Below are 24,478 nucleotides of genomic sequence, written 5' to 3' on the forward strand. Positions count from 1 at the left end.
TTTCCAACTTTTCCTGGGAACATCTGCTTCATAGTCTTCTACACCTTTGTCCAGAAATGCTTAAAAAACGACCAATCGAGGTAAGGCTGGAGGTGAAGCGAGTGCTCAACGTTGAGAACCTCATGGTCACTGTTGGGAACAGGGAGATTCTTAGGGGTGTGAATCTCTCGGTGGGCACTGGAGAGTTTCACGTCATAATGGGGCCGAACGGCTCCGGGAAGTCCACCCTTGCCCTGACCATAGCGGGTCACCCGAGGTACGAAATCAAAAGCGGAAGGATAACCTTCAACGGCGAGGACATAACTCAACTCGCACCGGATGAACGCGTCAAGCGCGGCATAATGCTGGCCTTTCAGCACCCGGAGGAGGTTGAGGGAGTAAGGATAATGGAGTTCCTCCAGCAGGTTCTGGCGGAGGTCAAGGGTGTGGACATGGTGGAGGCCTACGACCGCATAGTTGAGACGGCCAGGGAGCTCTGGTTCAAAGAGGAGGACCTGATGAGGTACGTCAACGTCGGCTTCTCCGGCGGCGAGAGGAAAAGGTTTGAAATCCTTCAGGCCCTTCTGCTGGAGCCAAAGCTTCTCATCCTGGACGAGCCGGACAGCGGGGTTGACGTTGACTCTCTCAGTGTCATCAGCAGGAAGATAGAGGAACTCCACGAGAGGGGAACGGCGGTTCTCTTGATAACCCACTACGGCAGGATACTCGGACACCTCGACCCGAGCAGATTCCGGGTTCACGTGATGCGCGAGGGAAGGATAGTGCTTGAGAGGGGCGGTGAGTTCGTTAAGGAAATTGAGGAGAAGGGCTTCCAGAGGATATTCGAGGAGTGTGGCTGTGATGAGTGAGATAACCGTTCAGGAGGCCAAGGAGATAATAGCGGCGGAGATAGAGAACCTCGCCAGGAGGAACAAAGAGCCGGAGTGGATGACGAGGATAAGGTACAAAGCTCTGGAGGCCTTCGAGAGGGCCCCCCACAGGGACCCCGTAATCAGCGAAGACGAACTGCTGAGGTTCATAGCCAAGCCCGAGATAGCCGGCGTTCCCGAGAACATCGAGAGTCTCGATGACCTGCCCCCGGAGATGAAGGCCCTCCTCGACAGACTCGGCATTAGCGAGGTCGAGCAGAAGTACATAGCTGGTCTGGCGGTTCAGACCGACACCGGAGTCATCTACAACGAGTTCCTCAAGGAGTGGGAGAAGAAGGGGCTCATCGTTCTGCCTATGGAAGAAGCGGTTAAGAAGTACCCCGATGTTGTTAAACAGCATTTCCTCCAGCTTTTCCGTGCAGATGAGAGCAAGATGGCCGCGTACCACACGGCGGTATGGAACGGCGGAATCTTCCTCTACGTCAAGGAAGGGTTGAAGGTTCCGTTCCCGCTTCACCTGTTCTTCCTCATCCAGGAGAGCGCGCTGGCCCAGGCGCCGCACATAATCATAATAGCCGAGCCGAACAGCGAGTTCCACCTCATAGAGGGATGCACCGCCCCGGTGCTCGTCAAGCACTCCCTGCACCTCGACATGACCGAGGCGTACATCCGCGACGGCGCTAAGGCCCAGCTGACGGTTCTCCAGAACTGGCCGGAGTACGTTCACACGAGGCCGATGACTAGGGCGAGAATCGGTAAGGGGGCCCGCTTCATCAACACCACCGTCGGCCTCGGAACGGGCAGGAGCAACATAGCCAACCCCAAGTACTGGGTGGACGAAAACGGCTACGTCGAGCTGAACGGCATAATCCTTGGCCAGAAGGACTGGTACGTTGACCTGGGGGGAGAGATGTACCTCCAGGGCAGGGGCGCCGCTGGAATAAACGCCAGCAAGGCGGTCATAATGGACGAGAGCACCGTGATAACCCGGGGCATCATAAGGGCGGAAGCGCCGATGGCCAAGGGACACATAAGCTGCGACGCACTGCTGATGAGCGATAGGGCCACGATGGAGACCTACCCAGGACTCGTCAGCAAGGTTGACGACGCCGAGCTCAGCCACGAAGCCGCGATAGGCAAGATACGCGAGGAGGAGCTGTTCTACCTGATGTCGCGCGGTCTGAGCGAGGAGAAGGCGACCCAGCTCATAGTCAAGGGCTTCCTCGAACCGATGCTCAAGGACATCCCGATGGAGTTCCTCGTGGAGATAAGGAAGATTATCGAGCTCGCCGTGAGCGGGGGCATGTGATTGAAAATTTTTTCTTTTGTTTTGGAGCACTCCTAATTTTTCCCAAGTTCTCGCTGGAAAATCCTAACGAAATGTTATAACCGCTCCTTCCTCTCATTTTAGGGTGATAACATGGATCCGATGGCAAAGGCCTTTGAAGAGGCTAAAAAGAATCCCAAAATGAGGAAGAAACTTAAGATAAAGGCCGCTTTTTCAATGCTACTGTTCGTGATGTTCCTGGGCGTGGTATTCATAACGGTCGGAACTGTGATCGCCAGCAAAAACGGCAGCTTCCTGGGGATGACCCAGCTCGACTTCCTCAAGCTCCGCGCCCGCTACGGCATCATCATGATGTTCCTCATAATCGTCCACCTGCTCATGAACAGAAACATAATGAGAAAGGAGCTTGAGATGCTCCTCGGCTGATTTTATTCAATTCTTTAATTATTTTTTGCAGAGCTCCTCAACCAGCTCGACGACCCTCGGCAGGGCCTTTTTAACTTCCTCGGTGAGCTCCATTCCAAGGTCTATCTCCTTGGCAACGACGCCGATGAAGTGTATATCCGCTTTGGCAAGGCGCTCGTCCATCGCCATCAGGAGTTTGAGCCCGTCTATGGCCCCCATGAAGTGGGCGCTCCTTATCTCGGCCTTCAGCTTCTCGAAGACCTCCTCGCCGCTCAGGTGAATTATCTCGCCAGGCCGGAACTTTTCGCTCAGGATGGCGTCTATGATTATCAGCCTCTCCTCCCCATTGTAATGGGCGGAGAGCATGAATATGTCCGTGCCAACGTCGAGGACGTTGTACCCCTTTTCCGCGAGTATCCTGCCTGCCTTCAGTCCGATTCCATCGTCCTTCATCAGTTCGTTGCCGAGGGCAAGGATGAGGATTTTCGTTTTCATTATCACTCACCTTTGATAATCTGTAATTATGGAATTGGATTAAAAAACAAGAGATATTGATAAACTATCCAAAGACTTCCAGTGGAGGTCTTAGCGGTTTGAAAGAGTCAATGTTATCTTGGACAATTGTTTGTATTTCTCGTAGGAGTGATGCTACTAATGCTGCTTCATTTTTCCACCCTTTTTGTTCTATCAGTTTCTTTATTGCCAAGATATCTTTTCCTTTTAGGTTGTTTCTTTCAAGCATATTTATGAGCCTGCTACTTCTGCCAGATTCGGGTGATGACGACATTTGTTCTCTGTACATTTTGGCCATGCCGGGAATCGCTTTTTCTAAATCTGCCTCCAATGTTGAGATAAATCTCTCAAGGGCATTGTATGAAACTGGAACGGGGAGGCCACCAATTTCTTGTTGAAGGAAACGTCCAATGAAATACATAATCAACCATCTTGTTCCCTGGAAGAATCGAACATTACCCGTGCTGGAAATGAGGGTTTTCTGCATTTTCTCAGAGGCTTTGTAAATCATATGTGCCTGTACATAGTACAATAACAAGCTCCTAAGGAACTCTAAATGTCTTTCTAAATAATTTACTGACGATAAGTACGTGTTTGCAATCCTAAGATCATCAGCTCTGAACACTTTTCTGAGGATCTCTTTATACTCCTCTCCAAACAGCTCCTGATTGTTATGTGTCTTTCTGGTATCCACCCCAGAATATGCTGAAGCATAGAAATAGTTTAGCGCTTTTGTTAAATGGTCTGCTCTCATTACGATATCAGCACGCTTGGAGGTTATATAAGGCCTCTTAAAACTGTATATTGTTTCCTTGTCAATAATGGTTTTTGAGCGCCTAGCAAGATTATGGAGCCACACATGGTACACCTCAAATGAAAACAGATCTGCTTCTTCAATCTTATTCTGCCTATTTGATGACTGGCCAATCTTTGCTATTAATTCTCTTAGCTCAACATCCGAAATGTCCATTAATGTTATTATCTTTGCAGGAACTAGGACGTTACTTAGACTTTCTTCTCCGACGGCTTCAGGATTAGCTTTGGATATTGATTCAATTGTCTGTGCTCCATTCACGACGCCAAACCCCTGTATCTTTACAGATTTACGGCTCCATTCAGTTTTTTTGGCAACAATGGTTATTCCATTATTCAGCAGTGGAAATTTAGTTGGTTCTTGTCGAAGTGTAGCTTTGATTGCTCTGTTTACTTTAGATTTTTTTAGAGGATTTCGTGGATTACTTCGGAATAATCCGTCTTTAAAGCGTTCGTATAACCTCTTGATATCTGATCCCCTTAAAAGGGTTAATCCAATCTCTACTTTGCCTATTCCCTCCAAAGATATCTCGTGTACTGCATATGTTTCAGTGGGTATTCTGAATGTGAAGTTCCCTTCGACTAAAAGCCTGTCCTCAAGCTTATTTAATAACTCGTCCCACTTTGTCACATCTACAACCGAGCAAGTAATATCTGGAACGTTTTTTATAGAGCCCATCCATCTTTCTAAAACTTTGTCATCAATATGTCCAGGAATCTTTGTGTTAGTTACATAAATATATTCAATCTGGTCTATTTTTTCAATATCTATTGTCTTTCCTACTTGGTTGTTGATCCTATTTACTAGGCGATTGAATCGCTTTTCATCTTCCAGTGTTTTCATCACTTTACTGATATCTTCTTTTATTAGTTCCTCGTTTAATTCAAGTGGTCCCTTTGCCCTATACGAGCGGTATTTCCCCTGGATAAGATAGAGCGTAGAGTTATCCAAAAAGAAAGCATCTATGCCGAGGTCTCTTGGGCCATCTACAATGTATATTGTTGATATGCGCTCTATAATGTCATCTTCGCTGTAATCCGTTTGATCTTCCTTTAGCTGTTTTTCAATGCCCTTTCTTATTTCTGGGTTATAATACATATAGAAGACCAATAATGTCTTTGCTTTAATTTTATTGTTCCATCCTTTTCCGTTGGGATCTATCTGATTGTTATATCCCTCGTAGAAGGACCTGAGTTCTCCTTCAAGCCTTTTCATAGTCTCTTTAAGATTATCTGACATTTAAATCCCTCCAAGAACTTTACACCTTTAAATGTTAATACTAGAATTCTTAAGATTTTTGGATAACTAAAAAAGAAAGTCGTAATATTAAGGCCCCTAAAGCCTCGCCACGTGCACCGAACAGGAGATGCACGGGTCGTAGGCGCGAACGACCATCTCGGTGAGGTACTTGAGCCTCTCCGGGTCGTCGTTGTAGTGCTTCTCCGCCATCATCCTGACGTGGACCTCCATCATGGCGAAGTTGTAGGCCGTCGGAGTGATTATGTCCGCGTAGGCAACCCTTCCGTTCTTGACTTCGAGGGCGTAGGTGACGATTCCGCGAGGGGCCTCGGTGGAGCTGACACCGAAGCCGTCCTTCACCTCAACCCTGTCCCTCGGCGCTATCGGCCACTTGGCGAGGGCCTCGTCTATGAGGTCTATGCCGTGCTCGATGAAGTAGACCAGCTCAAGCGCCTGGGCGAGGTTGTTTGCGAAGGGGTTGGTCGGCCTGAGCAGGTCTCTGTGGCTCTCGTAGAGCTCCCTGGCCCTTCCGTAGAGTGTCTCCGCGTTGTTGACCAGCCTCGGAAGCGCACCGACCATAAAGGGCTTCTCGCCCTTGTAGAAGCTGTGCTTGGCGAAGCTGTGCTCGACGACCTTTTCGACGATGTGCTTCTTGTAGTCCTCGACAGGGAATTCGAAGCCGTCGCTCACCTTGATGTAGTCGCCGTAGATGCCGTAGACGTCTCCCCTCGGCTTTACTGCCATGTGGATTATCGGCCCCTCGACCTCCTCGTACTGCTCCAGCTTGGAGAACAGCTCGAAGGTGTACTCCGCCTTCGGGAGTGCTTCGCTGAGGCGCTTCTTCATGGTCTCAAGGGTGGCTTTGTCGGGCAGCTTGCCGAAGCCTCCGAGGACCACGTTCTCCTGGTGTATCGCCCTCGCTCCGAGTTCGTCCATCATCCAGCTTCCGAGGTTCTTGAGATCGAGGGCTATGCCTATCTCCTTCTTGTACTCGTCCACCATCTTGAGCGGGTTGGAGTAGCCGAGGTAGTCCGGGAGGACGAGGAGGTACAGGTGGAGTGCGTGGCTCTCTATCATGTCGCCGATGTAGAGGACCTCTCTGAGTGCCTGGATTTCCTCGCGCGGGGTGAAGCCTATCGCCTTTTCGGCGGCCTCCACCGCGGTGAGCTTGTGGGCAGCCGAACAGAATGAGCATATCCTCGGGTAGACGGCTAACGCCTCGTCGAGCTTCTTGCCCACCGTTATGGCCTCGAAGAACCTCGGGCCCTCTATGATGTTGAGCCTGACCTCCTTGACGCCATCGTCGCCGACGACTATCTCAACGCCGCCCTTGCCCTCAACGCGCGCTATGTGATCAACGGTGATGGGAAGGTAGAGGTTCTTCATTCTTCCACCCCCTGGAATATCTTCTCAACCATCTCTTCGAGCTTCGGGTTGTGGGCGTTGAACATCTTCATGCGCTGGAGTATATCCTCCTTGCTGATTCCCTTCTCCTTGAACGTCCTGGCGAGTGAGTCGAACCAGGCAACGTCGTAGCCTATCGCTCCCCTGCAGCCGATGCACGCCACTCCAAAGCCTGGGCACCTCGCGTCGCAGCCGGCCCTCGTTATCGGGCCGAGGCACGGCTCTCCTTTCTCTATGAGTACGCACGGGTGTCCCTTCAGCCTGCACTCGACGCAGACCGGGTAATCTATGTCCTCCGGCCACGATCCGACGAGGAAGGTACCGAGGGCGTAGAGGAAGTCCTTCTTCTCCGGCGGGCAGCCGTAGATGCGGTAGTCAACCTTGATGTAGTTCTCGACCGGCTCGGCCAGCTTCGGCTCGAACTTAACTTTTCCATCGCCGTAGACGGTCTTCCAGAGCTCCTCAAGGCTCTTGTCCTTCTCCCAGCTCTGCACACCGCCGTGGACTGCACAGGAGCCGACGGCAACCACTATCTTCGCGTTCTCGCGTATCTTCTTGACGAGCTCGACCTCCTCCCCGGTGGAGACGCTTCCCTCGATGAAGGCTATGTCCACCGGCTCGTCCTCGTAGCTGTCGCGCTCAAGCATGAACCAGCAGACGATTTCCGCGTGCGGGAGCAGCTGGAGTATCTCGTCCATCATGGCAAGCTGGAGCTGACAGCCGTAGCATGAGGTGAGAGCGTAAAATCCAATTCTGACCTTTCCTTCCATCTCCACCACCTCAGTCCAGTAAGCCAGGCGTTGATACTATGTCGAAGTACGTGAAGACCGGGCCGTCCTTACAGATGTACTTCCAGCTCGTGCTCGTTCCGACGTTACAGTGGCCGCACTTTCCTATTCCGCACTTCATCTTTCTCTCCAGCGTGACGAATATGTTCTCCGGGCGATAGCCATAGTTGATGAGGGACTCGAAGACGGCCTTGTACATCCTCGGCGGACCGCAGATGGCCACTGCCGTGTTCTTCGGGTTGGTGTTGGCCTCGATGATGAAGTTCTGCGGCCTTCCGTGGAGTCCGGGCCACTCGGGGTCGCGCGTAACGCTCTGGATTATCTTGACGTTCTCGGCCTCGGCGAGGTCCTTCATGGCCTCCAGCTCCTTGTAGAACAGGAGGTCCTTTCCGTAGCGGGCCGTGTTGATGAAGGTTATGTTGCCGTACTTCCAGCGGTTGTCCATGGCGTAGAGGAAGACACTCCTGAGCGGGGCGGTTCCAAGACCCGCAGCTATAAGGAGCAGGTCCATGCCCTCCCACTCGTCAACGGGGAATCCGTTTCCATAGGGGCCACGAACGAGGACAGTGTCACCGGGCTGGAGCTTGTGGATGACCGTGGTGACCCTTCCAGCTTTCCTGATGCACAGCTCGAAGAATCCCTTCCTCATCGCGGAGGAGCATATGCTTATCGGAACCTCTCCAACTCCCGGAATCGTCAGCTGAACGAACTGGCCGGGCTTGAACGTCCACTTCTCGGCCAGCTCGGGGTCTTCGAACCTGAAGAGGAACAGCTTCTCCTTTTCGGTGAGTTGATAGACCTTGAGAACCTTAACCTTGTGGAGTGCGTATGGGTTCTCGTCCGGCATCATAATCTCCTTGGGAACTACCTCGCTCATATGTCCTCACCCCTTATCTCCGAAGCGTAGGCGAACCCCCTCTTCGGGATCTCCTCACTTATCTCTGATGGGCAGCTCTTTTCGCCCTCAAGTCCCATGATGGTGCGCAGGTTCTTCACAAAGCTTATACCCGCCGGGCAGAAGTAGGTGCACCTTCCGCAGCCGACGCAGTAGCTTATGCCGAGCTTCTCGTTGTAGGAGTTCTTACAGAGGTACCTGTTGCGGAAGCGGTCCTTCTTGGTGGGCCTGAAGTTGTGGTTTCCTGCAACGAGACCGTGGCTCCTGAGCTGGCAGGAGTCCCAGCGCCTCTCGCGGTAGCCGGTTTCACCGTCGAGGTTGACTATGTCCTGAACCTCGTAGCAGCGGCACGTCGGGCAGGTGGTGTTGCAGTTGCCGCAGGCGAGACAGATGTCGGCCTGCTCGTCCCACATCGGGTGCTCCATCTCAAGCTCAAGGAGGTACCTGAGGTTGCTCCAGTCCTCATGGTACCTGAACGACCTGGAGCGCCTGTTTTCGAACTCGCGGAAGTTGCAGATGTCCTCAGTGGTGACCTCCTCGAAGAGCTTGATGTTCTTGTCGACTATCCTGTGACCGGTTGGCGTTCCAACGCGGACGAGCCATCCGTCGGGCAACTCGTGCAGGAACAGGTCGAAGCCGTCGTCGGCAAAATCCGTCTCGCGCAGGTTGCAGAAGCAGTATTCGTCCGGCATACAGCTGATGCCTATGATGATGCCCTTCTCCCTGCGTACCTTGTAGTACTTGTCTGGAAGTTCGTCGAGGTATATGGTGTCAAGCACCTTGAGGCCGAAGATGTCGCAGGCGTGGAGACCGAAGAGCACGAAGGGCTCGACGTCCTCTATGACCTCCCTGTACTCGGCTTTGGTGAGGTTGAACTCGAAGAGCTTCTCCCTTGGAAGGAAGAAGAACTTCTTCGGCGGCATTATCGTCCTGTTGTAGCTGAACTCTACCTTTTTGACGTCGTCTATTTCCCTGAAGTCGTAGAACTTCTCGGATATCTTAACCGGGGCGTAAAGCTTGCCCCACTCCTTCAACCTTTCAAGGAACGCGTAGGTGTTCTCCTTCGGGAGTTTAACGTATCTCAACCCAACCACCTCCAATGAACATAACTATGCATGTGCTCATCTTTGTCCCCTCAATTGAGGCTTCTCCGCAGATTAAAAAAGCGTTTTTAAACCCGAAAATTCTAAACCAAAGGTTGAAACGGTTTTGTTTTCGTACGACGCATGATATAAAACAAAAGAGTTTATTCTTTTTTCTGGTCACGCCGGAATTTAAGTGTGCATTTCTGATTTTAAGGCTCCAGAACCTTTAGTTTTGGAAATACGGTTTTGGAAAGCCCTTTAAGAGGATGCTCCACACCTCAGGATGAACATAGATGGCAACATGCACTCCTGTGTTCATCATCGGGGGGAGTTGGATGCGTACTATCGTCACGTGCTTTCACTGTGGCATCGGTTGCCGGATGGGGGTGAAGAAAAAACATTCACGCCCTCATGAGATACATTATCTTCGAGATTTGGGCGCCCCGAATGGCTCCGGCAAGCTCTGCTCACGGGGGAATCTGATGTTCGAACCGAGCGCTGGGAGTAACCGAATAAAACGCCCTATGAGGGCTTTGGAGGAAGGAAAGTTTGTGGAGATTAGCTGGGCGGACGCCCTTCGCGAAGTTGGTTTTCAGCTATCCAAATACGCCCGCGATGATCCCGAGATGCTTGGTTTCATAGGTGGGGAGATGGTATCAAACGAATCGGCGTATCTATTTCAGAAGCTTGCCAGGTTGCTCGGCACCAACAACGTCGATACAACCGCCTCCCTTTCCCAGGGGATTTCCACTGGGGCTGTTCTTGAAATGGACGCGTGGGGCCACTGGGCAGCCTTTACGGATATCGACGAGGCAGACCTGATCATAGTCTGGGGGGCAGACCTGGCGGGAAATTACCCGGTACTGCTCGGAAGGATTGCCAGGGCAAGAGAGCGTGGGGCAAGGGTAATCCTCGTGGATCCTGTAACCGGGAGAACATCGAAATTTGCCGATTTCCACCTTCGGCCCCTGCCGGGTACGGACGTCTTCCTCGCGCTCTCCATTATGAACCGGCTGATAAAAACCGACGAACGCTTCGGGGCAGTCCTTCCGGAGGACGTCCTAGGACTCGTATCGAGGTTCCCCCCGTCGTATGGGGAGGAGCTGACTGGAGTTCAGGAGAGGGTTATAGACGCCGTTGCAGGGGAAATCCTCAGATCCTCCCATGGAATCATTCTCTGGGGTTCGGGGGTCACAATGAATGAAAACGGTGCCTCCTGCGTGAGGACTCTGATTACGCTCACCTTCATTTCAGGGATGAAGTTTCTTCCCCTCTCAAGGTACGGGAACTCCCAGGGTGTCCTCGACATGGGGCTCATCCCCAACCTGCTCCCGGGTTATACTCCCCTCTGTGAAAGCGGAGACTTTCAGAAGGCATGGCTTGTTGAGGGCCTGAACCCCCACCCTGGGAAATCGCTCCCTGAAATGCTGGATGGGGGTACTGGTGTGTTCTACATCCTCGGGGCGGATTTAACCCGCCATATCCCGGGTGCCATCGATGCCCTGAGGAACGCGGAATTCGTTGTTCTGCAGGATTCGTTTATGACCGAGACTGCCAAGTTCGCCGATATAATCCTCCCAAGTGCCCTTATCTACGAGGAAGGCGGATCGACGACGAACTTCGAACGGAGGGTTCTGTGGTGCGGAAAAGCCAAAAGGCCTCCCGGTGAAGCACGGGGTGCGGTTTCGATTCTTGGGGAGATTGGAAAGGCCATGGACCTCCCGAGCTTCGGTTATACCTTCCCCGAAGAGGTGCTTAGGGAGATAAGCCTCCTTGTTCCGGGATACCCTGGGCCGAGGAAGCTGGTGGGGATTCCAGGGGGGACTTTACTCGAAAGACCCTCAAGGGCAAAGCGAAAGTTTGCCCCCATAACTCCATCCAGGCCCCCTCAAGGGGAGATGCTTCTCATTCGGGGCCATTCAGGTCGATTTATGCCCGGTTTACTGGCCGGGAGAATGGAGGAGACTGATGCCGCCCTCATAAGCCCCGAGGATGCATCGCGCCTTGGCGTTTCAAGCGGCGACAGGATTGCGATTGAAGTCGGGGACGGCAGGATAGTTGCGAGGGCTAAAATCTCAAACCGCACGCTCACTGGAGTCGTTGTGGTGCACTGGGACCTTGTGAGGGAAGCATTACCGTTAGAGCCCCGGAGGAACTTTTTGGTATCCAAGGCCTGCCCCTGCAGGATTCGGAGGGATGAACCGTGAAAAAGGTGTTCATTGACTTCAGGAGGTGCATAGGTTGCGGCTCCTGCGAGGCGGCCTGCGCGAGGGAGCACAGCGGGAAGCCGAACATATCCATCGTGCAGACGTCCGAACTAATGATGATGTCCTTCAACTGCCGTCACTGTGAGAACGCCCCCTGCATGCTCATCTGTCCTGCGAGGGCGCTTTACAGAGACGAAGACGGGGCCGTTCGCGTTAAATACCATGAATGTATTGGCTGCATGCTGTGTTCTATCGCCTGTCCCTTTGGAACACCGCGTTTTGACGAACGCCTCAAGGTCATGGTGAAGTGCGACCTCTGCGCCCACAGGAGGGCTGAGGGCAAGCTTCCAGCCTGTGTCGAGACCTGCCCGATGGATGCGCTGATTCTGGCCACCGAGGAGGAGATAGTGGGGATGAAGCTGAAGGAGGCCGCCGTCAGGAGGGAGGAGTTCATCAGGAAAGTTGAAGACATGATGGGGTGTGGGCCATGATTGCGCTCGTACTCTCTTCAATAGCGCTCGCCTATCTCGGGGTTGTATGCTTCGTGCTCGATGACAGGAGGGCAGACACGGTAATGCTCCCCCTGCTCTGGCTGTCTTCCCTGATTCAGGTTCTTGTTGCGGCGGTGTTTTACCGCTCCCCAGACCCGATTCACGCTGTGTTCCTTGACATGAATGGATTTGGAGAGGTTTACGGACTCAGGGTAGACGGCACGAGCGTTTTCACGGCGTTCGTCGTTTCCACTGCGGGGGCGGTGTTTCTGACCTATGCCGTCCGCTATATGGATGAAAAGAACGTCGGCCATCCGCACAGGGGGCAGAAGGGCCGGTTCTACGGCTGGATGATGCTGTTCCTTGGTTCAACGCTGGCTTTCATATACTCCTCCACGGTGCTCCAGATGCTGATATTCTTTGAGCTTATGAGCCTCGCGTGCTGGGGCGTTGTGGGGTTCTATGGCAGTAAAAGGGCGGAACGGGCGGCGCTCAAGGCCCTGCTGATTCCCAACTTCGGGGCCATAATCGGCTTCTACACAGCGGTGGCGTATGGAATCAAATACGGGAACCTCGGGCTTGACTTCCTGGGAGCACTCCCCGAGAGGGAGAAGATGATACTGTTCCTGTGCTTTATGGTGGCAGCGTTTACCAAGAGCGCCCAGTTTCCGCTCTACTCGTGGATCCCGGACGCGATGGAGGCCCCGACCCCGGCAAGTGCCTTTCTCCACGGCGCAGCTATGGTAGAGATGGGGGTCTACCTTCTGATAAGGGTCGTCCAGTTCATGGAGCCCCCGGCCACCGTTTTCTACCCCATGGCGCTGATTCTCGTGGCAACCCTCACCGTTGCAATGCTCCAGTATCCGAGGCAGAGGGATGCCAAGAAACTGCTGGCGTATTCCACGATAGCGGAGTGTGCCATAATGTACACCGGTGTCGCCATTGCCGTCCTCGGAAACCCCCTCGGAATTAAAGCCGCGCTCTTTCAGCTGATGAACCACGCTTACCTCAAGGGACTGGCCTTCCTGACGGCTGGATCGTTTACCTACTACTACGGGACGCTGGACATGGGGAGGATAAAGGGCCTGAAGGAAACCCCCCTCCTGGCGTACTCATGGAGCTTTTCCCTACTTGGACTCGCGGGTCTGCCCCCGTTTGGGGTGTTCTTTAGCAAGCTCTACATATACCTCAACGCCGGGAAGATGTACGATGTCCCGCTCGGAATCCTGCTCCTCCTCGTGGTTCTCGCGGATTCGGTAGTTCTTCTGTACTCAGCACTGAGGAATATCAACTCCATGATATTCAGTGAAGGGGAGCCGAGAAGGGTGGACGGAATCGTAAGTGTGGCACTGTGTTCGCTTATCCTCCTTTCCCTCACGTCCGCCTTTATTGGCTACGCCCTTCTGGGGGTGGTAGGATGATATTTGCGCTGATGTTTCTCCTGGCTATCATCGTAGGACTGGTGTTCAGAAACTCGAAGGTAGTGAGCGTTCTTTCGGCGCTCGCGTCCATTTCCCTGGTGGTTGAGGCTACCGGAGGAATCGTCTTCCACACCGCCATCTCAGGAATCACCGTTGCCTTTGCCACCGATGACCTGTCCAGGTTCTTCGCCATACTCGTGGGGGTGGCGGGCTTTGCCGTCTCCGTGTACTCGCTCTCCTATATGGGCAGGAGGCACCTCGTGACCGCGGCGTACCCCCTATTTGTGCTTTCTATGGCCTTGATAGTCCTCGCCAGGGACTTCCTCACTCTCCTGATTTTCTGGGAGCTGATGACGGCCGCTTCCTACGTCCTCATCATGTATAACCACGAGAGGAGGGAAACCCTGAGGGCCAGCGTCGTGTACCTTGTTGCAATGCACGCCCTGAACACTGCACCTCTGATTATGGGGCTGGGCTACATCTACAGTCATGCGGGAACCCTTGACTATTCGGCGCTAAGCGGTGCTGTAGTTCCCTCATGGGTGATCTGGGCATTGACCGTGGGGTTCCTAGCAAAGGCGGGCATTTTCCCCCTGCATTTCTGGCTCCCCGAGGCCCATCCCGTTGCACCGAGTAACGTTTCGGCACTCCTCAGTGGGGTTATGCTCAAAATGGCGGTCTATGGGATGTTAAGAACCTTGGAAACGTTCGGTAGGGCGGGTTCAATAGCAGTCCCGCTTGTGGTGCTCTCAATCGTCACAATCGCCCTCGGTTCGTTGCTGGCACTCAACCAGAAGGACATCAAGAGGATGATGGCCTACTCAAGCATCGACAACATGGGATACATATTCCTAGGAATTGGGGCGTACCTGCTCCTTTCGGGGGAGCTTAGGGAAGTGGCCATAACAGCCGTCCTGCTGCACTCCTTCAACCACATGCTGTTCAAGAACCTCCTTTTCATGCTCTCCGGCAACATCCTCCACGCAACGGGAAGGAAGGACACGGGCATCAGGGGGCTCTCAAGAGAGATGCCCATCACTTTCGGACTGTCAATCGTTGGAATCCTTGCGGTGTCGGGTGTACCCCCTCTGAATGGCTTTGCGAGCAAGTGGCTGATTTACAGGGCGACATTCCTATCGAAGAACCCTCTCCTGGTGGCGGGCGGTGCAGTTGCACTCCTCGGGAGCGCGCTCACCCTGGCGGCCTACCTCAAGCTTTACCGTGTGTTTACCGGTGAGCCAAACGTCGAGGCCGAGGAGGCTCCCTTACCAATGCTCCTTGGCGAGGGGATTCTTGCGTTCCTCTGCGTTGTGGGCGGTGTTGTTCCCGGTGTGCTACTGCGTCCGGTGGGCCTTCCATACCCGACAACGCTTGACCTCCCGCTCTTTACCCTGATAATAGCTGTGCTCATTGCGTCCCTGCTCGTGGCACTGCCTCCCAGGGCAAGGGAGAGCGGAGTCTGGACCAACGGGGAACCCGTAGAGGAGTTTGACATAAAGCCGGAGCACATGTACACCGGCGTTTCGGGGGCAGTGCAGAGGATCTCGGCGGCGGGGGAGGGAATCCAGTCCCTGGCACTATCCGGGAGCAGGTTCTACCGTTCGACTGGAGGGGGCTACATTGACGAGGCGCTGTTCATGCCGCTGATCAGGCTCTCCTGCGGGTTCGGGGCATGCTTCAAGGAGCTGTCGAAGGAGCTGAACGGGATGCTCGCGACAACTTTCCTCGTGCTCGTGGCGATGGTAATCGCGTTCCTGGCCTTCGTGGGGGTGATAGGATGAACGCTCAGGACGCCGCTCCAATCATCGTGCCCCTAATGGTACCTTTCATTGATGGGGTTGCAAGAAAGGTCCGAGCAGTGATTCAGAAGCGTGTCGGCCCATCGATTGTCCAGAGCTGGTACGACCTGCTGAGCTTTTTGAGGGTAGAGTGTAACTCTCCCGTGGATTCCCTGACATTCAGACTGGCCCCCTACATCGCCTTTGCGAGCGCCATAGGGATGCTCCTGTTCCTGCCCTTTGGAGAAAAGGCACCCTTTGGGTTCGAGGGAGACGTCATAGCCTTTATCTACGTCTTCACGATGTTCTCGGCCGCCGTTGTGATGGGAGCCCTGAGCGTTCCCAGCTCCTACACATCTGCCGGTGCCGGCAGGGAGGTCACGATGTCCATAGCTTTCAAACCGCTTTTCGCGGTTGTTATTGGAATATTTGCGATGAAAACCGGTGCTTTAACCATAGAGGACATAGCGCCAGCATTAAAACCCTCAATATCAGTACTCGGCGCATACCTTCTGCTGATTTATCTGACGTACGTTGAGGCCGGTTTCGTGCCGTATGACATAGCCGAAGCGGAAACGGAGCTCCTCGGTGGTCCCCTTGCCGAGTACAGCGGAAGACTGTTTGCAATTATGTTGTGGGCGTTCCAGATAAAGAGGTTCGCCATGATATGGCTGCTGGCGTCAATGCTCGTCCTTCCATTCGTGAGCGGGGGTGCTGTGTTACTGTTCCAGTGCGGTGCGTTTGCACTCCTTTTCCTTGGGATGGTCGTGTATGAGGCGATGAGCGCCCGCTACCGCATTGATCAGGCTGTCAGAAATGGGACCCTGGCATTGACCCTCGGAATTTTCCTCCTGCTCGTTGGATGGATGGGGTGGTAATATGATAGCGGAGTTTGAGACCAGGTTTGGACCGATCCTTGAAAAGAGAGCCCTCGGCGAGAAGAAAGTGCTGTACACGATAATGGCGAGGCCAGAGGACTTTCAGGATATGGTTAGGTTCCTTTTCGCTGGCCAGAATGTAAGGCTCTTTACAATGGTTGGGACTGACGAAAGGACTGTCGAAGATGCGTTCAGCATAACGTACTGGTTCGCGGATACCTCTAAGGGAGAAATCCTGGGCGTGAGGTTATACGTCCCCGAGGACAGGCCGGTGTTTCCGAGCGTGGCTCAGTTCCATAGGGGCGCCCTATGGTTCGAGAGGGAAGTTCAGGACCTCCTCGGCGTTGAGGCGGAGGGTCTGCCTGATCAGAGGAGGCTGATACTGCCCGACGACTGGCCGGAGGGTGTTTATCCCCTCAGGGAGGACTTCAAGTACTCGGAAAGCCCGCCGGGTGAGAAGAGGTATCCCTACGTCCGACCCCCCGAAGGCACGAGTGTTCATGCGATAGGGCCGTACCACATCGCCCTCGACGAGCCGGCGCACTTCAGACTCTTTGTCAGGGGGGAGGAAATCGTAGGCGTCGATTACAGGGGCTTCTACTCCCACAGGGGAATTGAAAAGCTCGCGAGGGGCAGGCTGAACTACAATCAGGTGTGCTTCATAGCCGAGAGAATCTGCGGGATATGTGGTTTCTGTCACTCAACGGCCTACGCCCAGGCAATAGAGGAGGCCGCCGGAATAGAAGTTCCTGAGAGGGCAGAGTACATCAGAACACTGCTTCTTGAACTTGAGCGGCTCCACTCCCACCTCCTGTGGATTGGTGTTGCGGCACATCTTGTGGGCTTTGACACCGCGTTCATGGAGGTCTGGCGTATAAGGGAGAGGATCATGTGGCTGGCTGAGAGGCTAACCGGGAACAGAAAGACCTACGGACTCGTCGTCGTTGGAGGCGTGAGGAGAGACCTCCTTGATTACCGGAGGGAGCTTGTGGAGAGGGAACTCGATGCGATGAAGAGGGAATTCAACGATGTTGTGGAGTTCCTCCTGTCCTCCAGCGGGTTCATCAAAAGATGTGAAGGGGTTGGAGTGCTGTCAAAAGAAAAGGCGCGGGCCTGGGACGCGTGTGGGCCGGTTGCAAGGGCGTCTGGTGTGGACTACGACGTCAGGAGGGACTTTCCCTACGCTGCATATGGGGATTTGAGCTTTGAAGTTCCGGTTGAGAAGGAGGGGGACGTTCTGGCGAGGGCCACTGTTAGGATAGAGGAGGTACGGCAGAGCATCTCATTAATTGAGCAGGTTCTCGACGCGATGCCTGGCGGGGGCATCTTAGCGGACTTTGGGGATATCCCGGAGGGAGCGGAAGGCATCTCAGCCGTGGAGGCCCCCAGGGGTGAGAACGTACACTACATCCTGGCGGGGGACAGAAATACCATCTACCGCTGGCGCGTGAAGGCCGCCACGTACAACAACCTGCAAACTGTGCCGGACATGCTCGTCGGTTACACGATAGCGGACGCACCTTTGATTATAGCCAGCATCGACCCGTGTTACTCCTGCACCGAGAGGGTTCAGGTGGTTGATATCGAGAGTGGAAAGTCGAGGGTGGTGCGGCTGGGGGTGGGAATTTGCCGGTAACCAAGGCGTACCCGTTCGAGCCTGAAGAGGCTCCTCCGGAATACAGGGGCATCCCCCGGATCGACCCCGTGCTCTGTATAGGCTGCGGTGCCTGCGCCAACGCTTGCCCGCCGAACGCGATACTGAGGATAGACGACCCCCAAAACGGGACGAGAAGGATAGTGCTCGACGTGGGCAGGTGCATAAGGTGCGCCCGCTGCGAGGAAGTCTGCCCGACGGGTGCGGTCAGGCTCACCACTGAGTTTGAGGCCGCCACCGATGATAGGGGTGATCACGTGGAGGTCGTTGAGCTGGGACTCGCCAGGTGCAGGGGCTGCGGGAAGTATACCCACTACACTGAACGGCAGGTGGAGAAGGTACTGTCCCTGATTCCGAGGGGAATCCTTGACTTTGACAGGGTGAGGGAAAAACTCCCCCTCTGTTCCGAGTGCAAGCTGAAGCTGACGGTACTCAACGCCACCAAATTCGGGGAGGTGGATGGACTGTGAAATCCCTTTGGGTCTTCCACGTGAATACTGGGGCCTGCAACGGCTGCGACATAGAGATACTGGACGTGCTCACCCCGTACTATGACATAGAGAGGCTCGGAGTAAAGCTCGTCCCAACGCCGAGGCACGCCCACGCCCTCCTGGTCACCGGGCCCTTGACGAGGCAGGCATACCATGCGGCCAAGATGGCCTACGAAGCCATGCCGCCGAAGCCGAGGATTGTCATAGCCGTAGGAACCTGTGCGTGTTCCGGGGGGATATTTCACGACAGCTACGCCCTGAGGCGCGAGTACAGGGAGTCCCTCGAATACCCTCTGAAGGGTGGAACCTCAGAGTTCCTGCCCGTGCACCTCTACATCCCGGGATGCCCTCCGAGACCGGAGGAAATCCTCTACGGCGTTGCGCTCCTCAAAAACATCGTGGAGAAAAAAATTAGGGGAGAACTGTTCCGTGAGGGCACCTTCGTTCTCCCGAGGGAGAGCTTCAACGCGTGGGTGGAGGTCCTTCTCCGCGCAAGGATAAGGAAGGAGCTGGGCTATTTTGATGGTTACTCTCTGCTCAAGCGTTTTATGGAACTCGTTGAAAGCTCAGAAAGCAAAGAAGAGCTGGAAAAACTCGTTGAGAAGGCCATAAATGATGAGGGCGATTCTAGGCTCAGATACGGCCTTGAGAAGCTTTATTCCTACTATCTTGAGGTGGTGAGAACCTATGAGGGCATACTTGCTGCGAAGAGGGCGATCATTGGGCTTCCAAAATGAGGTGGCGAGGGTACTCGACCATTTTGAATCCAGTGCATTGGTTGAGGAGGTAATCTGCGAGATAAGCCCCGAAACCGCGAGTCTGCTGGAGAAAGGTGTCCTTGACATCGAAGCGTTCCCCAGGGAGGACAGGGAGATTATAGAAAAACATCTGGAGGCCCTCAGGAAAGGAGAAATCACGGTGGGGTGGATTCCCAATGTTTGAGCACACAATTCCCGTCCTGATTGCGCTCTACGGGATTGCAGGGGTAGTCTATTTCATAAGGGTGCTACTGGGCCCCACGGTTCTCGATTCAATACTCGCAGGGGATTGTGTAAGCCTTGACGTCGCCTTGATTGCACTCCTCGTAGCGGTGTACTACGAAAACAACCTGCTCGCGGGGGGAGCCTTCTTCCTCGTCCTCTGGGCGTTCGTGCTCGACGTGTTCGCGTCAAAGTACCTCGTTAAGGGGGAGGTGGGGGTATGATACTCTCGTTCATCGGGGTTGTACTGCTCATCGTAGGGGCAGTCTGTGACATATTCGGGGCCATCGGGATGCACCGCTTTGGAAACTTCTACCTGAGGCTCCATGCTGCAACCGTTGGTACGGTGGGGGGGAAGTTCTACCCCTTCCTCGGGGCGGGCCTCATTGCCCTCGACAGGGGACTGCTCCCCGTGGCGGGGGTGGCTTTCCTGAGTGCATTCACCCTGTTGATAACGACATCCGTTGGGAGCCATGCGCTTGCCTACGCCGCTGAGAGGGCAGGGGTGGTGAAGATTGAGCACAACGAGCTTGGAGGGGATTGGGATGATTGAGCTTGCGGCCCTTGCCCTGCTCGGCTGCCTTGGGCTCGCATACCTTGTGGTCACGGAGAGGGATCTGCTGAGGGCCGTCATCTACACCGGGATCTTTGGTGGTCTCGTAATCCTCGTAGCGTACACCCTCATGGCACCTGACATAGTACTCGCCTACGTTGCCATTTCCGTCGCTCTATCCACGGGCCTGATGGTGTTTCTCGTTAGCAAAACAACTCGGGAAGAGGTGGTGTGATTGAGGATTGCTGGAATGCTGGTGATCATGCTGATTACACTCTCCGCCGCATACCTGCTCCAGCCCCACGTCGAAGGCATCGTCGGTGTCGGGGCGCTTGGTGAGTTCTACCTGGGGAACAGCTACCTCGGCGAACGTTCGGCCGGCTCGCCTGAAGTTGTCACGTCAATCCTGTGGGACTACCGCGGCGTTGACACGTACTTCGAGACGGCAGTACTCTTTCTTGCCATAATAAGTGCGGTTTCGGTGTTCCGGGGCTTTAACGGGCCGAAATTCCGGGGAGACGGGTTCACAGAGGTAGTCAAAACTGGGGTCAAGCTCGTGGCCTTCATCACGTTCGTGGCGTCTGCTTCGGTGGCGTTCCACGGGCACCTCACCCCGGGTGGCGGCTTCCAGGGGGGTTCAATGCTCGCCGCTGGTTCCCTGCTCATCATAGTCGGCTTCTCCAAGAAGGCCCTTGAGAGGAACGGGATAACGAAGGTGAGGGCGCTCGCGATAAGAACCGCGGGACTCGTGACCATAGCCTGCGTCGCGGCGTACCCCCTGCTGAGGGGACTCCATTTTATGCAGAACCTGCCCGTTTATCCAGTCAAGGTGGGGGGACTCCTCGTGAGCGGAAGCCTGCTTCTCTATAATCTGGCCGAGTTCTTGGCCGTTGGGGCAGGGTTTACGATAATCTTTCTTCTCCTTGCGAATCCGGAGGAGGGATGGCAATGAGCCTCGCAGCGTCTCTGGTGATAACGGCAACGGTAGCCACCATGCTGGTGGCGCTCTACGGAGTGGCGGTTAGGCCAAACCTCGTTAAGAAGGTGCTCTGCCTGTCCCTGTTTTCAGATATGGTAAACGTCCTTGTCATATTCCTGGGCTACAGGGACGTCAAAAACCCCCTTCCTCCGGTTTTAACTGAGTACTCGGGTGAAGGCGTGACGAAGCTCGTGGAGAGAAGCGTTGACCCGTTCCCTCAGGCGCTGACGATAACTGCCATAGTTATCGGCCTTGCGGTTACCGTCCTCATGGCCTACGGTGTGATACACATCCAGAGAAAATACGGGACGGTGGATGTCCGGAAGCTCGCGGGGTGGGATGAATGAGGTCTGTCCCTGTGATGATTGCGGCGTTCGTAACTTACATCATCATAACGGGCTCGATAACGGCTTACGATATAATCACCGGTGCGATAACCGCCTTTGCGGCAGGACTGCTCTTCGGGAAGCACCTCGTTAGTAACCCAGGCAAGGCCCTGAACCCGGCGAGATGGGTGCGCTTTGCGCTCTACTTTCTCAAGTACATCACGGTAATCGAGGCGAAGGCCCACGCCGACGTCATCAGGAGGATACTCAGTGGGGATGTCAGGCCGGGCATCGTTAAAGTGCCCCTGAACCTGGGAGACGAATACGCCCGTTTCCTCGTTGCCGCTTCAATAACCAATACCCCCGGAACCGTGACAGTCCACATGGACGATGGCTGTGTGTACGTGAACTGGATAAGCGTCTCCACTTCGGACCCTGAAAAACGCAGGGAGGAAATCCTCGGAGAGTTTGAGGAAAACGCAAAGAAAATCTTTGAGGGGGGAGGAGCATGAATCCATTGATACTGCCCGCGATTCCAATGGCCTTCGCTTTCGTACTCCCCATACTCTCCACCATAATTAAGAGCAGGCGCTTTATCTTTGGCTACGCCCTGTTCGTTACCGGAACAGCGCTCGTGATGGGGGCTGAGCTCTTCAGGGAGGTCTATTCCTCTGAGCTCCCGTTAACCTATTCCTTCGGCGGCTGGAAGGCGCCGGTCGGCATAATCTATGAGGTGGACAGGTTCGGGGCGGTTATGGTGCTCGTAACGGCCTCACTGATGTTCCTCACGGCGGTCTACTCGGTCCGCTACCTGGGTCGTGAGGACGGTGTGGAGTGGTTCTACACCCTTTACCTTGGCCTTGAGGCGGGTCTCCTCGGCATATTCATGACGGGGGACGCGTTCAATCTGTTCGTGATGCTCGAAGTGACGGCGATAGCATCATACGGCCTAGTGATGTTCTACACGGAGGACGGCTATCCCGCTTACTCTGGCCTCAGGTACGCGATAATAAGCTCCATAGGAACGACTCTCTACTTCCTTGCCCTAGTGCTGATCTACCGGGGGCTCGGCACGGTGAACTTTGCAGACATCTCCGCGAAGTTGCACGGAATTGGATTCCCAATATCAACACCCCTGAACGGCACTGTTCCCATCCTAGCCATTTCAATGGCGCTGATAACGTGGGCCTTCACGATAAAGGCCGCGATAATGCCGAACCATTTCTGGCTTCCAGGGGCTCATTCCGCGGCTCCAAGTCCGGTCTCAGCCATACTGTCTGGCCTGGTGGTTAACGCTGGAATTTACGGATTCATGAGGTTCCTCAGCCTGACTTATGTCCCGGAAGTCTCTCACATTGGCGACATCATGTGCATGCTACTCCTCATTCTCGGGGCGGTCTCTGCCCTTTTATCATCCATCGCAATGACCGTTCAGGACGATGTCAAGAGAATAGTGGCCTACTCAACAATACTCAACATGGGCTACCTGGCGATGGCCGTGGGAGTGAACAGCGAGGCCGGAACCGCCGGCGCGGTGTTCCACATGGTAAACCACGCGGTAGCGAAAGCCCTCCTCTTCCTCGCGGTGGGAGTCTTCATCCATGCTGCGGGAAGCAGGAAGCTGAACGAGCTAAAGGGGCTTGGAAAAAGTATGCCCTTCACTACGGTGAGCCTGGCGATAGCCACGATGAGCCTTGTGGGACTGCCCCCTACAAACGTTTTCTTCAGCAAACTCCTGCTTTACAGGGCCTACGTGGAGAAAAGCCCAGCTCTCGTTGCAGTACTGCTGATATCGAGCCTATTTGCTCTTGTGAGCTATATGAGGATGCTCTACTGGCTGTGGATTAAAAAGCCGGATGGAGAGAGTGAGGTCCGTGAATCACGTTCGATGGTGGCGGTACTCCTGATGCTTGCCCTTGCGTGCCTGGTTCTCGGGGTACTCTCCCCGATTCTGGTGGATAGACTTGTGAACCCTGCCGTGGTTCAGCTGAATGACGTGGAGGGTTACATACGGGCCGCACTCACCGCGGGGGTGAAGTAGATGATTGGAGAGTTCAGAAAGCACTACGGTGAAAACCTGCTCGGGGTTGCACTCCTGGGCGAGACATGGCTTGTGGTTTTGAAAGAGGGAGACAAGGCGGAGCTACTCGCCGATGCCGCAGAAAAGTGGGAGGGACTGGACGTGATTGTGGTGCCGGCAGACTCTATCCACAACCTCCATCCCGAGCTCTTCGGAGAGGTCAAGATTGTTCATGACCCCACGGGAGTTGTTTCAGAGGTCATGGGGATGGCTCTGGAGATGAAAGGCGCCTACCCGACGGTGTGGAACCTACGGCTTATTGACGTTACGGAGGTGGAAAGATGAGCGGAATGCGGTTTGCATTTCTGTGCAAGTCCCGGCCGGAGCCCACTGGAAAGAAGGTGGCCATAGTGGGGGCCGGTCCTGCCGGCTTAAGCGCTGCAGGTTACCTCGTCTGCCAGGGACACGAGGTGCACGTCTACGACAAGCTCCCCGAGCCCGGGGGTTTGATGCTCTTTGGAATCCCCGAGTTCAGGATTCCGATATACCGCGTTAGGGAGGGCTGCGGTGAGCTCAAGGATCTCTTTGAGGTCAAGTTTTTCCCCAGGACCAAGGTGGTCTGTGGGGAGTGTGGACAGGAGGCAGGAGACGAGTTCGTTGAGAGGACTGTGCACATAGCGGAGCTTAAGGAGAATTACGACGCGGTGCTGATAGCCACGGGGGCATGGGAGCCATGGACGCCCGAACTTGAGGGCGCCGAACTTCAGGGAGTGTATCCCGCGCTGGAATACCTGTTCAGAATAAAGAGCGCTAAGCTCGGACACATGGAGTGGACGGACATAATACATCCTGAGAGCAAGAAAATCCTCGTCGTTGGTGCGGGACACACGGCGGTGGACGCGGCCCTTGAGAGCGTTCTCCTTGGGGCTGATGAAGTATACCTCAGCTATCGGAGAAGCATAAAGGAAGCCCCCGCCGGCCCGTATGAGATAAATCAGCTCATCCAGAGGGGGGTTAAGTGGCTCGAAAAAACCATGCCCGTCAGAATCATAGGAGATGGAAAAGTAAGGGCCGTCGAGATGGTCAGGATGGAGCTTGGTGAGCCCGATGCGAGCGGAAGAAGGAGGCCAGTACCTGTTGAAGGCTCGGAGTTCAGGTTGGAGGTTGACTACGTCATATTTGCCGTGGGGCAGACCCCCACACCACCTGCCGGAGAGGGCGTGGAGATAGCCAGGGACAAAAAGGGCAGAGTGGTCGTGGATGGGAGACACATGACGAGCGTTGAGGGCATATTTGCTGCGGGAGACGTCGTCACGGGCCCGTCGAAAGTAGGACAGGCTGTTAAAGATGGTCTCTACGCCGCGAGAAGCATGCACATGTGGATGATGGGGGGTGAGTGA

27 protein-coding genes are annotated in these 24,478 nt (G+C 54.5%); 21 read left to right on the forward strand and 6 right to left on the reverse strand.

Annotation, left to right across the window (positions count from 1 at the left end):
• Positions 1-101 precede the first annotated feature (101 nt).
• The 3 genes from sufC to E3E51_RS04450 all read left to right on the forward strand — a co-directional run bounded on the left by sufC (position 102) and on the right by E3E51_RS04450 (position 2,583).
• Entirely contained in the window at positions 102-848 is a 747-nt protein-coding gene (gene sufC, locus E3E51_RS04440; RefSeq protein WP_167912142.1) for a Fe-S cluster assembly ATPase SufC, read from the forward strand.
• Positions 841-2,178: a SufD family Fe-S cluster assembly protein gene (locus tag E3E51_RS04445; protein WP_167911901.1), complete on the forward strand. Its 1,338-nt coding sequence runs from the start codon at positions 841-843 to the stop codon at positions 2,176-2,178. Before sufC ends, E3E51_RS04445 begins: the two co-directional genes overlap by 8 nt.
• 111 nt (positions 2,179-2,289) lie before the next feature.
• Complete coding sequence (locus tag E3E51_RS04450) at positions 2,290-2,583, forward strand: hypothetical protein (protein WP_167911902.1); 294 nt, start codon at positions 2,290-2,292, stop codon at positions 2,581-2,583.
• 18 nt (positions 2,584-2,601) lie between these two features.
• Here E3E51_RS04450 and E3E51_RS04455 read toward each other — a convergent pair whose 3' ends face one another.
• The 6 genes from E3E51_RS04455 to hydB all read right to left on the reverse strand — a co-directional run bounded on the left by E3E51_RS04455 (position 2,602) and on the right by hydB (position 9,300).
• Positions 2,602-3,057 carry a hydrogenase maturation protease gene (locus E3E51_RS04455; RefSeq protein WP_167911903.1) on the reverse strand — a complete coding sequence of 152 codons (456 nt, stop codon included), beginning with the start codon at positions 3,055-3,057 and terminating at the stop codon, positions 2,602-2,604.
• Between the two features lie 64 nt (positions 3,058-3,121).
• A complete protein-coding gene (locus E3E51_RS04460; protein ID WP_167911904.1) occupies positions 3,122-5,104 on the reverse strand; it encodes an AIPR family protein in 1,983 nt (660 codons plus the stop codon).
• Between the two features lie 120 nt (positions 5,105-5,224).
• Positions 5,225-6,514: an NADPH-dependent hydrogenase/sulfhydrogenase 1 subunit alpha gene (hydA, locus tag E3E51_RS04465; RefSeq protein WP_167911905.1), complete on the reverse strand. Its 1,290-nt coding sequence runs from the start codon at positions 6,512-6,514 to the stop codon at positions 5,225-5,227.
• Positions 6,511-7,302: an NADPH-dependent hydrogenase/sulfhydrogenase 1 subunit delta gene (hydD, locus tag E3E51_RS04470; RefSeq protein WP_167912143.1), complete on the reverse strand. Its 792-nt coding sequence runs from the start codon at positions 7,300-7,302 to the stop codon at positions 6,511-6,513. Before hydD ends, hydA begins: the two co-directional genes overlap by 4 nt.
• A gap of 10 nt (positions 7,303-7,312) precedes the next feature.
• A complete protein-coding gene (hydG, locus tag E3E51_RS04475) occupies positions 7,313-8,197 on the reverse strand; it encodes an NADPH-dependent hydrogenase/sulfhydrogenase 1 subunit gamma (protein WP_088180257.1) in 885 nt (294 codons plus the stop codon).
• Positions 8,194-9,300 (reverse strand): NADPH-dependent hydrogenase/sulfhydrogenase 1 subunit beta, encoded by a 1,107-nt coding sequence (hydB, locus tag E3E51_RS04480; RefSeq protein WP_167911906.1) that lies wholly within the window; start codon positions 9,298-9,300, stop codon positions 8,194-8,196. The genes hydG and hydB overlap by 4 nt, the downstream gene beginning before the upstream one ends.
• A gap of 482 nt (positions 9,301-9,782) precedes the next feature.
• Here hydB and E3E51_RS04485 point away from each other — a divergent pair, with 482 nt between their 5' ends.
• The 18 genes from E3E51_RS04485 to E3E51_RS04570 are packed head-to-tail and all read left to right on the forward strand — an operon-like array spanning position 9,783 to position 24,478.
• On the forward strand, positions 9,783-11,507 hold the full coding sequence (locus tag E3E51_RS04485) for a molybdopterin-dependent oxidoreductase (protein ID WP_277346758.1): 1,725 nt from the start codon (positions 9,783-9,785) through the stop codon (positions 11,505-11,507).
• On the forward strand, positions 11,504-11,998 hold the full coding sequence (locus E3E51_RS04490) for a 4Fe-4S dicluster domain-containing protein (protein ID WP_167911908.1): 495 nt from the start codon (positions 11,504-11,506) through the stop codon (positions 11,996-11,998). Before E3E51_RS04485 ends, E3E51_RS04490 begins: the two co-directional genes overlap by 4 nt.
• Positions 11,995-13,419 (forward strand): hydrogenase 4 subunit D, encoded by a 1,425-nt coding sequence (locus E3E51_RS04495; protein ID WP_167911909.1) that lies wholly within the window; start codon positions 11,995-11,997, stop codon positions 13,417-13,419. The genes E3E51_RS04490 and E3E51_RS04495 overlap by 4 nt, the downstream gene beginning before the upstream one ends.
• Positions 13,416-15,200, forward strand: a complete 1,785-nt coding sequence (locus E3E51_RS04500; protein WP_167911910.1) for a proton-conducting transporter membrane subunit — start codon at positions 13,416-13,418, stop codon at positions 15,198-15,200. Before E3E51_RS04495 ends, E3E51_RS04500 begins: the two co-directional genes overlap by 4 nt.
• Positions 15,197-16,075 (forward strand): NADH-quinone oxidoreductase subunit H, encoded by an 879-nt coding sequence (locus tag E3E51_RS04505; RefSeq protein WP_167911911.1) that lies wholly within the window; start codon positions 15,197-15,199, stop codon positions 16,073-16,075. Before E3E51_RS04500 ends, E3E51_RS04505 begins: the two co-directional genes overlap by 4 nt.
• Position 16,076: 1 nt before the next feature.
• On the forward strand, positions 16,077-17,711 hold the full coding sequence (locus tag E3E51_RS04510; protein WP_167911912.1) for an NADH-quinone oxidoreductase subunit C: 1,635 nt from the start codon (positions 16,077-16,079) through the stop codon (positions 17,709-17,711).
• Positions 17,702-18,199, forward strand: coding sequence for a 4Fe-4S dicluster domain-containing protein (locus tag E3E51_RS04515; RefSeq protein WP_167911913.1), 498 nt, complete (start codon positions 17,702-17,704; stop codon positions 18,197-18,199). The genes E3E51_RS04510 and E3E51_RS04515 overlap by 10 nt, the downstream gene beginning before the upstream one ends.
• Positions 18,196-18,957: an NADH-quinone oxidoreductase subunit B family protein gene (locus E3E51_RS04520; protein WP_167911914.1), complete on the forward strand. Its 762-nt coding sequence runs from the start codon at positions 18,196-18,198 to the stop codon at positions 18,955-18,957. Before E3E51_RS04515 ends, E3E51_RS04520 begins: the two co-directional genes overlap by 4 nt.
• A 1-nt stretch (position 18,958) precedes the next feature.
• Complete coding sequence (locus E3E51_RS04525) at positions 18,959-19,162, forward strand: hypothetical protein (RefSeq protein ID WP_346765940.1); 204 nt, start codon at positions 18,959-18,961, stop codon at positions 19,160-19,162.
• Complete coding sequence (locus tag E3E51_RS04530; protein ID WP_167911916.1) at positions 19,155-19,424, forward strand: monovalent cation/H+ antiporter complex subunit F; 270 nt, start codon at positions 19,155-19,157, stop codon at positions 19,422-19,424. The genes E3E51_RS04525 and E3E51_RS04530 overlap by 8 nt, the downstream gene beginning before the upstream one ends.
• Positions 19,421-19,753, forward strand: coding sequence for a monovalent cation/H(+) antiporter subunit G (mnhG, locus tag E3E51_RS04535; RefSeq protein WP_167911917.1), 333 nt, complete (start codon positions 19,421-19,423; stop codon positions 19,751-19,753). The genes E3E51_RS04530 and mnhG overlap by 4 nt, the downstream gene beginning before the upstream one ends.
• Entirely contained in the window at positions 19,716-19,988 is a 273-nt protein-coding gene (locus tag E3E51_RS04540; RefSeq protein WP_240924247.1) for a hydrogenase subunit MbhD domain-containing protein, read from the forward strand. Before mnhG ends, E3E51_RS04540 begins: the two co-directional genes overlap by 38 nt.
• Positions 19,989-20,705 carry an MnhB domain-containing protein gene (locus E3E51_RS04545; RefSeq protein WP_167911918.1) on the forward strand — a complete coding sequence of 239 codons (717 nt, stop codon included), beginning with the start codon at positions 19,989-19,991 and terminating at the stop codon, positions 20,703-20,705.
• Complete coding sequence (locus E3E51_RS04550) at positions 20,696-21,079, forward strand: sodium:proton antiporter (protein WP_240924248.1); 384 nt, start codon at positions 20,696-20,698, stop codon at positions 21,077-21,079. Before E3E51_RS04545 ends, E3E51_RS04550 begins: the two co-directional genes overlap by 10 nt.
• Positions 21,076-21,570, forward strand: a complete 495-nt coding sequence (locus E3E51_RS04555; protein ID WP_167911919.1) for a Na+/H+ antiporter subunit E — start codon at positions 21,076-21,078, stop codon at positions 21,568-21,570. The genes E3E51_RS04550 and E3E51_RS04555 overlap by 4 nt, the downstream gene beginning before the upstream one ends.
• Complete coding sequence (locus tag E3E51_RS04560) at positions 21,567-23,099, forward strand: proton-conducting transporter membrane subunit (RefSeq protein ID WP_167911920.1); 1,533 nt, start codon at positions 21,567-21,569, stop codon at positions 23,097-23,099. Before E3E51_RS04555 ends, E3E51_RS04560 begins: the two co-directional genes overlap by 4 nt.
• The gene (locus E3E51_RS04565) at positions 23,100-23,423 is read left to right on the forward strand and encodes a hypothetical protein (RefSeq protein ID WP_167911921.1); all 324 of its coding nucleotides are present in this window, start codon (positions 23,100-23,102) and stop codon (positions 23,421-23,423) included. It abuts the gene before it with no gap.
• Positions 23,420-24,478 carry an FAD-dependent oxidoreductase gene (locus tag E3E51_RS04570; protein ID WP_167911922.1) on the forward strand — a complete coding sequence of 353 codons (1,059 nt, stop codon included), beginning with the start codon at positions 23,420-23,422 and terminating at the stop codon, positions 24,476-24,478. Before E3E51_RS04565 ends, E3E51_RS04570 begins: the two co-directional genes overlap by 4 nt.

This window comes from Thermococcus sp. 21S7, assembly GCF_012027615.1.
Lineage (GTDB): Archaea > Methanobacteriota_B > Thermococci > Thermococcales > Thermococcaceae > Thermococcus.

Excerpts from the sequence above, each read along its gene's own strand:
- E3E51_RS04500 (WP_167911910.1), top strand. The coding sequence starts at position 13,416 with ATGATATTTGCGCTGATGTTTCTCCTGGCTATCATCGTAGGACTGGTG.
- hydD (WP_167912143.1), bottom strand. The coding sequence starts at position 7,302 with ATGGAAGGAAAGGTCAGAATTGGATTTTACGCTCTCACCTCATGCTAC.
- E3E51_RS04555 (WP_167911919.1), top strand. The coding sequence starts at position 21,076 with ATGAGGTCTGTCCCTGTGATGATTGCGGCGTTCGTAACTTACATCATC.
- E3E51_RS04485 (WP_277346758.1), top strand. The coding sequence starts at position 9,783 with ATGTTCGAACCGAGCGCTGGGAGTAACCGAATAAAACGCCCTATGAGG.
- hydA (WP_167911905.1), bottom strand. The coding sequence starts at position 6,514 with ATGAAGAACCTCTACCTTCCCATCACCGTTGATCACATAGCGCGCGTT.
- E3E51_RS04495 (WP_167911909.1), top strand. The coding sequence starts at position 11,995 with ATGATTGCGCTCGTACTCTCTTCAATAGCGCTCGCCTATCTCGGGGTT.
- E3E51_RS04455 (WP_167911903.1), bottom strand. The coding sequence starts at position 3,057 with ATGAAAACGAAAATCCTCATCCTTGCCCTCGGCAACGAACTGATGAAG.
- E3E51_RS04550 (WP_240924248.1), top strand. The coding sequence starts at position 20,696 with ATGGCAATGAGCCTCGCAGCGTCTCTGGTGATAACGGCAACGGTAGCC.
- E3E51_RS04530 (WP_167911916.1), top strand. The coding sequence starts at position 19,155 with ATGTTTGAGCACACAATTCCCGTCCTGATTGCGCTCTACGGGATTGCA.
- hydG (WP_088180257.1), bottom strand. The coding sequence starts at position 8,197 with ATGAGCGAGGTAGTTCCCAAGGAGATTATGATGCCGGACGAGAACCCA.
- E3E51_RS04560 (WP_167911920.1), top strand. The coding sequence starts at position 21,567 with ATGAATCCATTGATACTGCCCGCGATTCCAATGGCCTTCGCTTTCGTA.
- E3E51_RS04510 (WP_167911912.1), top strand. The coding sequence starts at position 16,077 with ATGATAGCGGAGTTTGAGACCAGGTTTGGACCGATCCTTGAAAAGAGA.
- E3E51_RS04565 (WP_167911921.1), top strand. The coding sequence starts at position 23,100 with ATGATTGGAGAGTTCAGAAAGCACTACGGTGAAAACCTGCTCGGGGTT.
- E3E51_RS04570 (WP_167911922.1), top strand. The coding sequence starts at position 23,420 with ATGAGCGGAATGCGGTTTGCATTTCTGTGCAAGTCCCGGCCGGAGCCC.
- E3E51_RS04505 (WP_167911911.1), top strand. The coding sequence starts at position 15,197 with ATGAACGCTCAGGACGCCGCTCCAATCATCGTGCCCCTAATGGTACCT.
- E3E51_RS04450 (WP_167911902.1), top strand. The coding sequence starts at position 2,290 with ATGGATCCGATGGCAAAGGCCTTTGAAGAGGCTAAAAAGAATCCCAAA.
- E3E51_RS04445 (WP_167911901.1), top strand. The coding sequence starts at position 841 with ATGAGTGAGATAACCGTTCAGGAGGCCAAGGAGATAATAGCGGCGGAG.
- E3E51_RS04460 (WP_167911904.1), bottom strand. The coding sequence starts at position 5,104 with ATGAAAAGGCTTGAAGGAGAACTCAGGTCCTTCTACGAGGGATATAAC.
- mnhG (WP_167911917.1), top strand. The coding sequence starts at position 19,421 with ATGATACTCTCGTTCATCGGGGTTGTACTGCTCATCGTAGGGGCAGTC.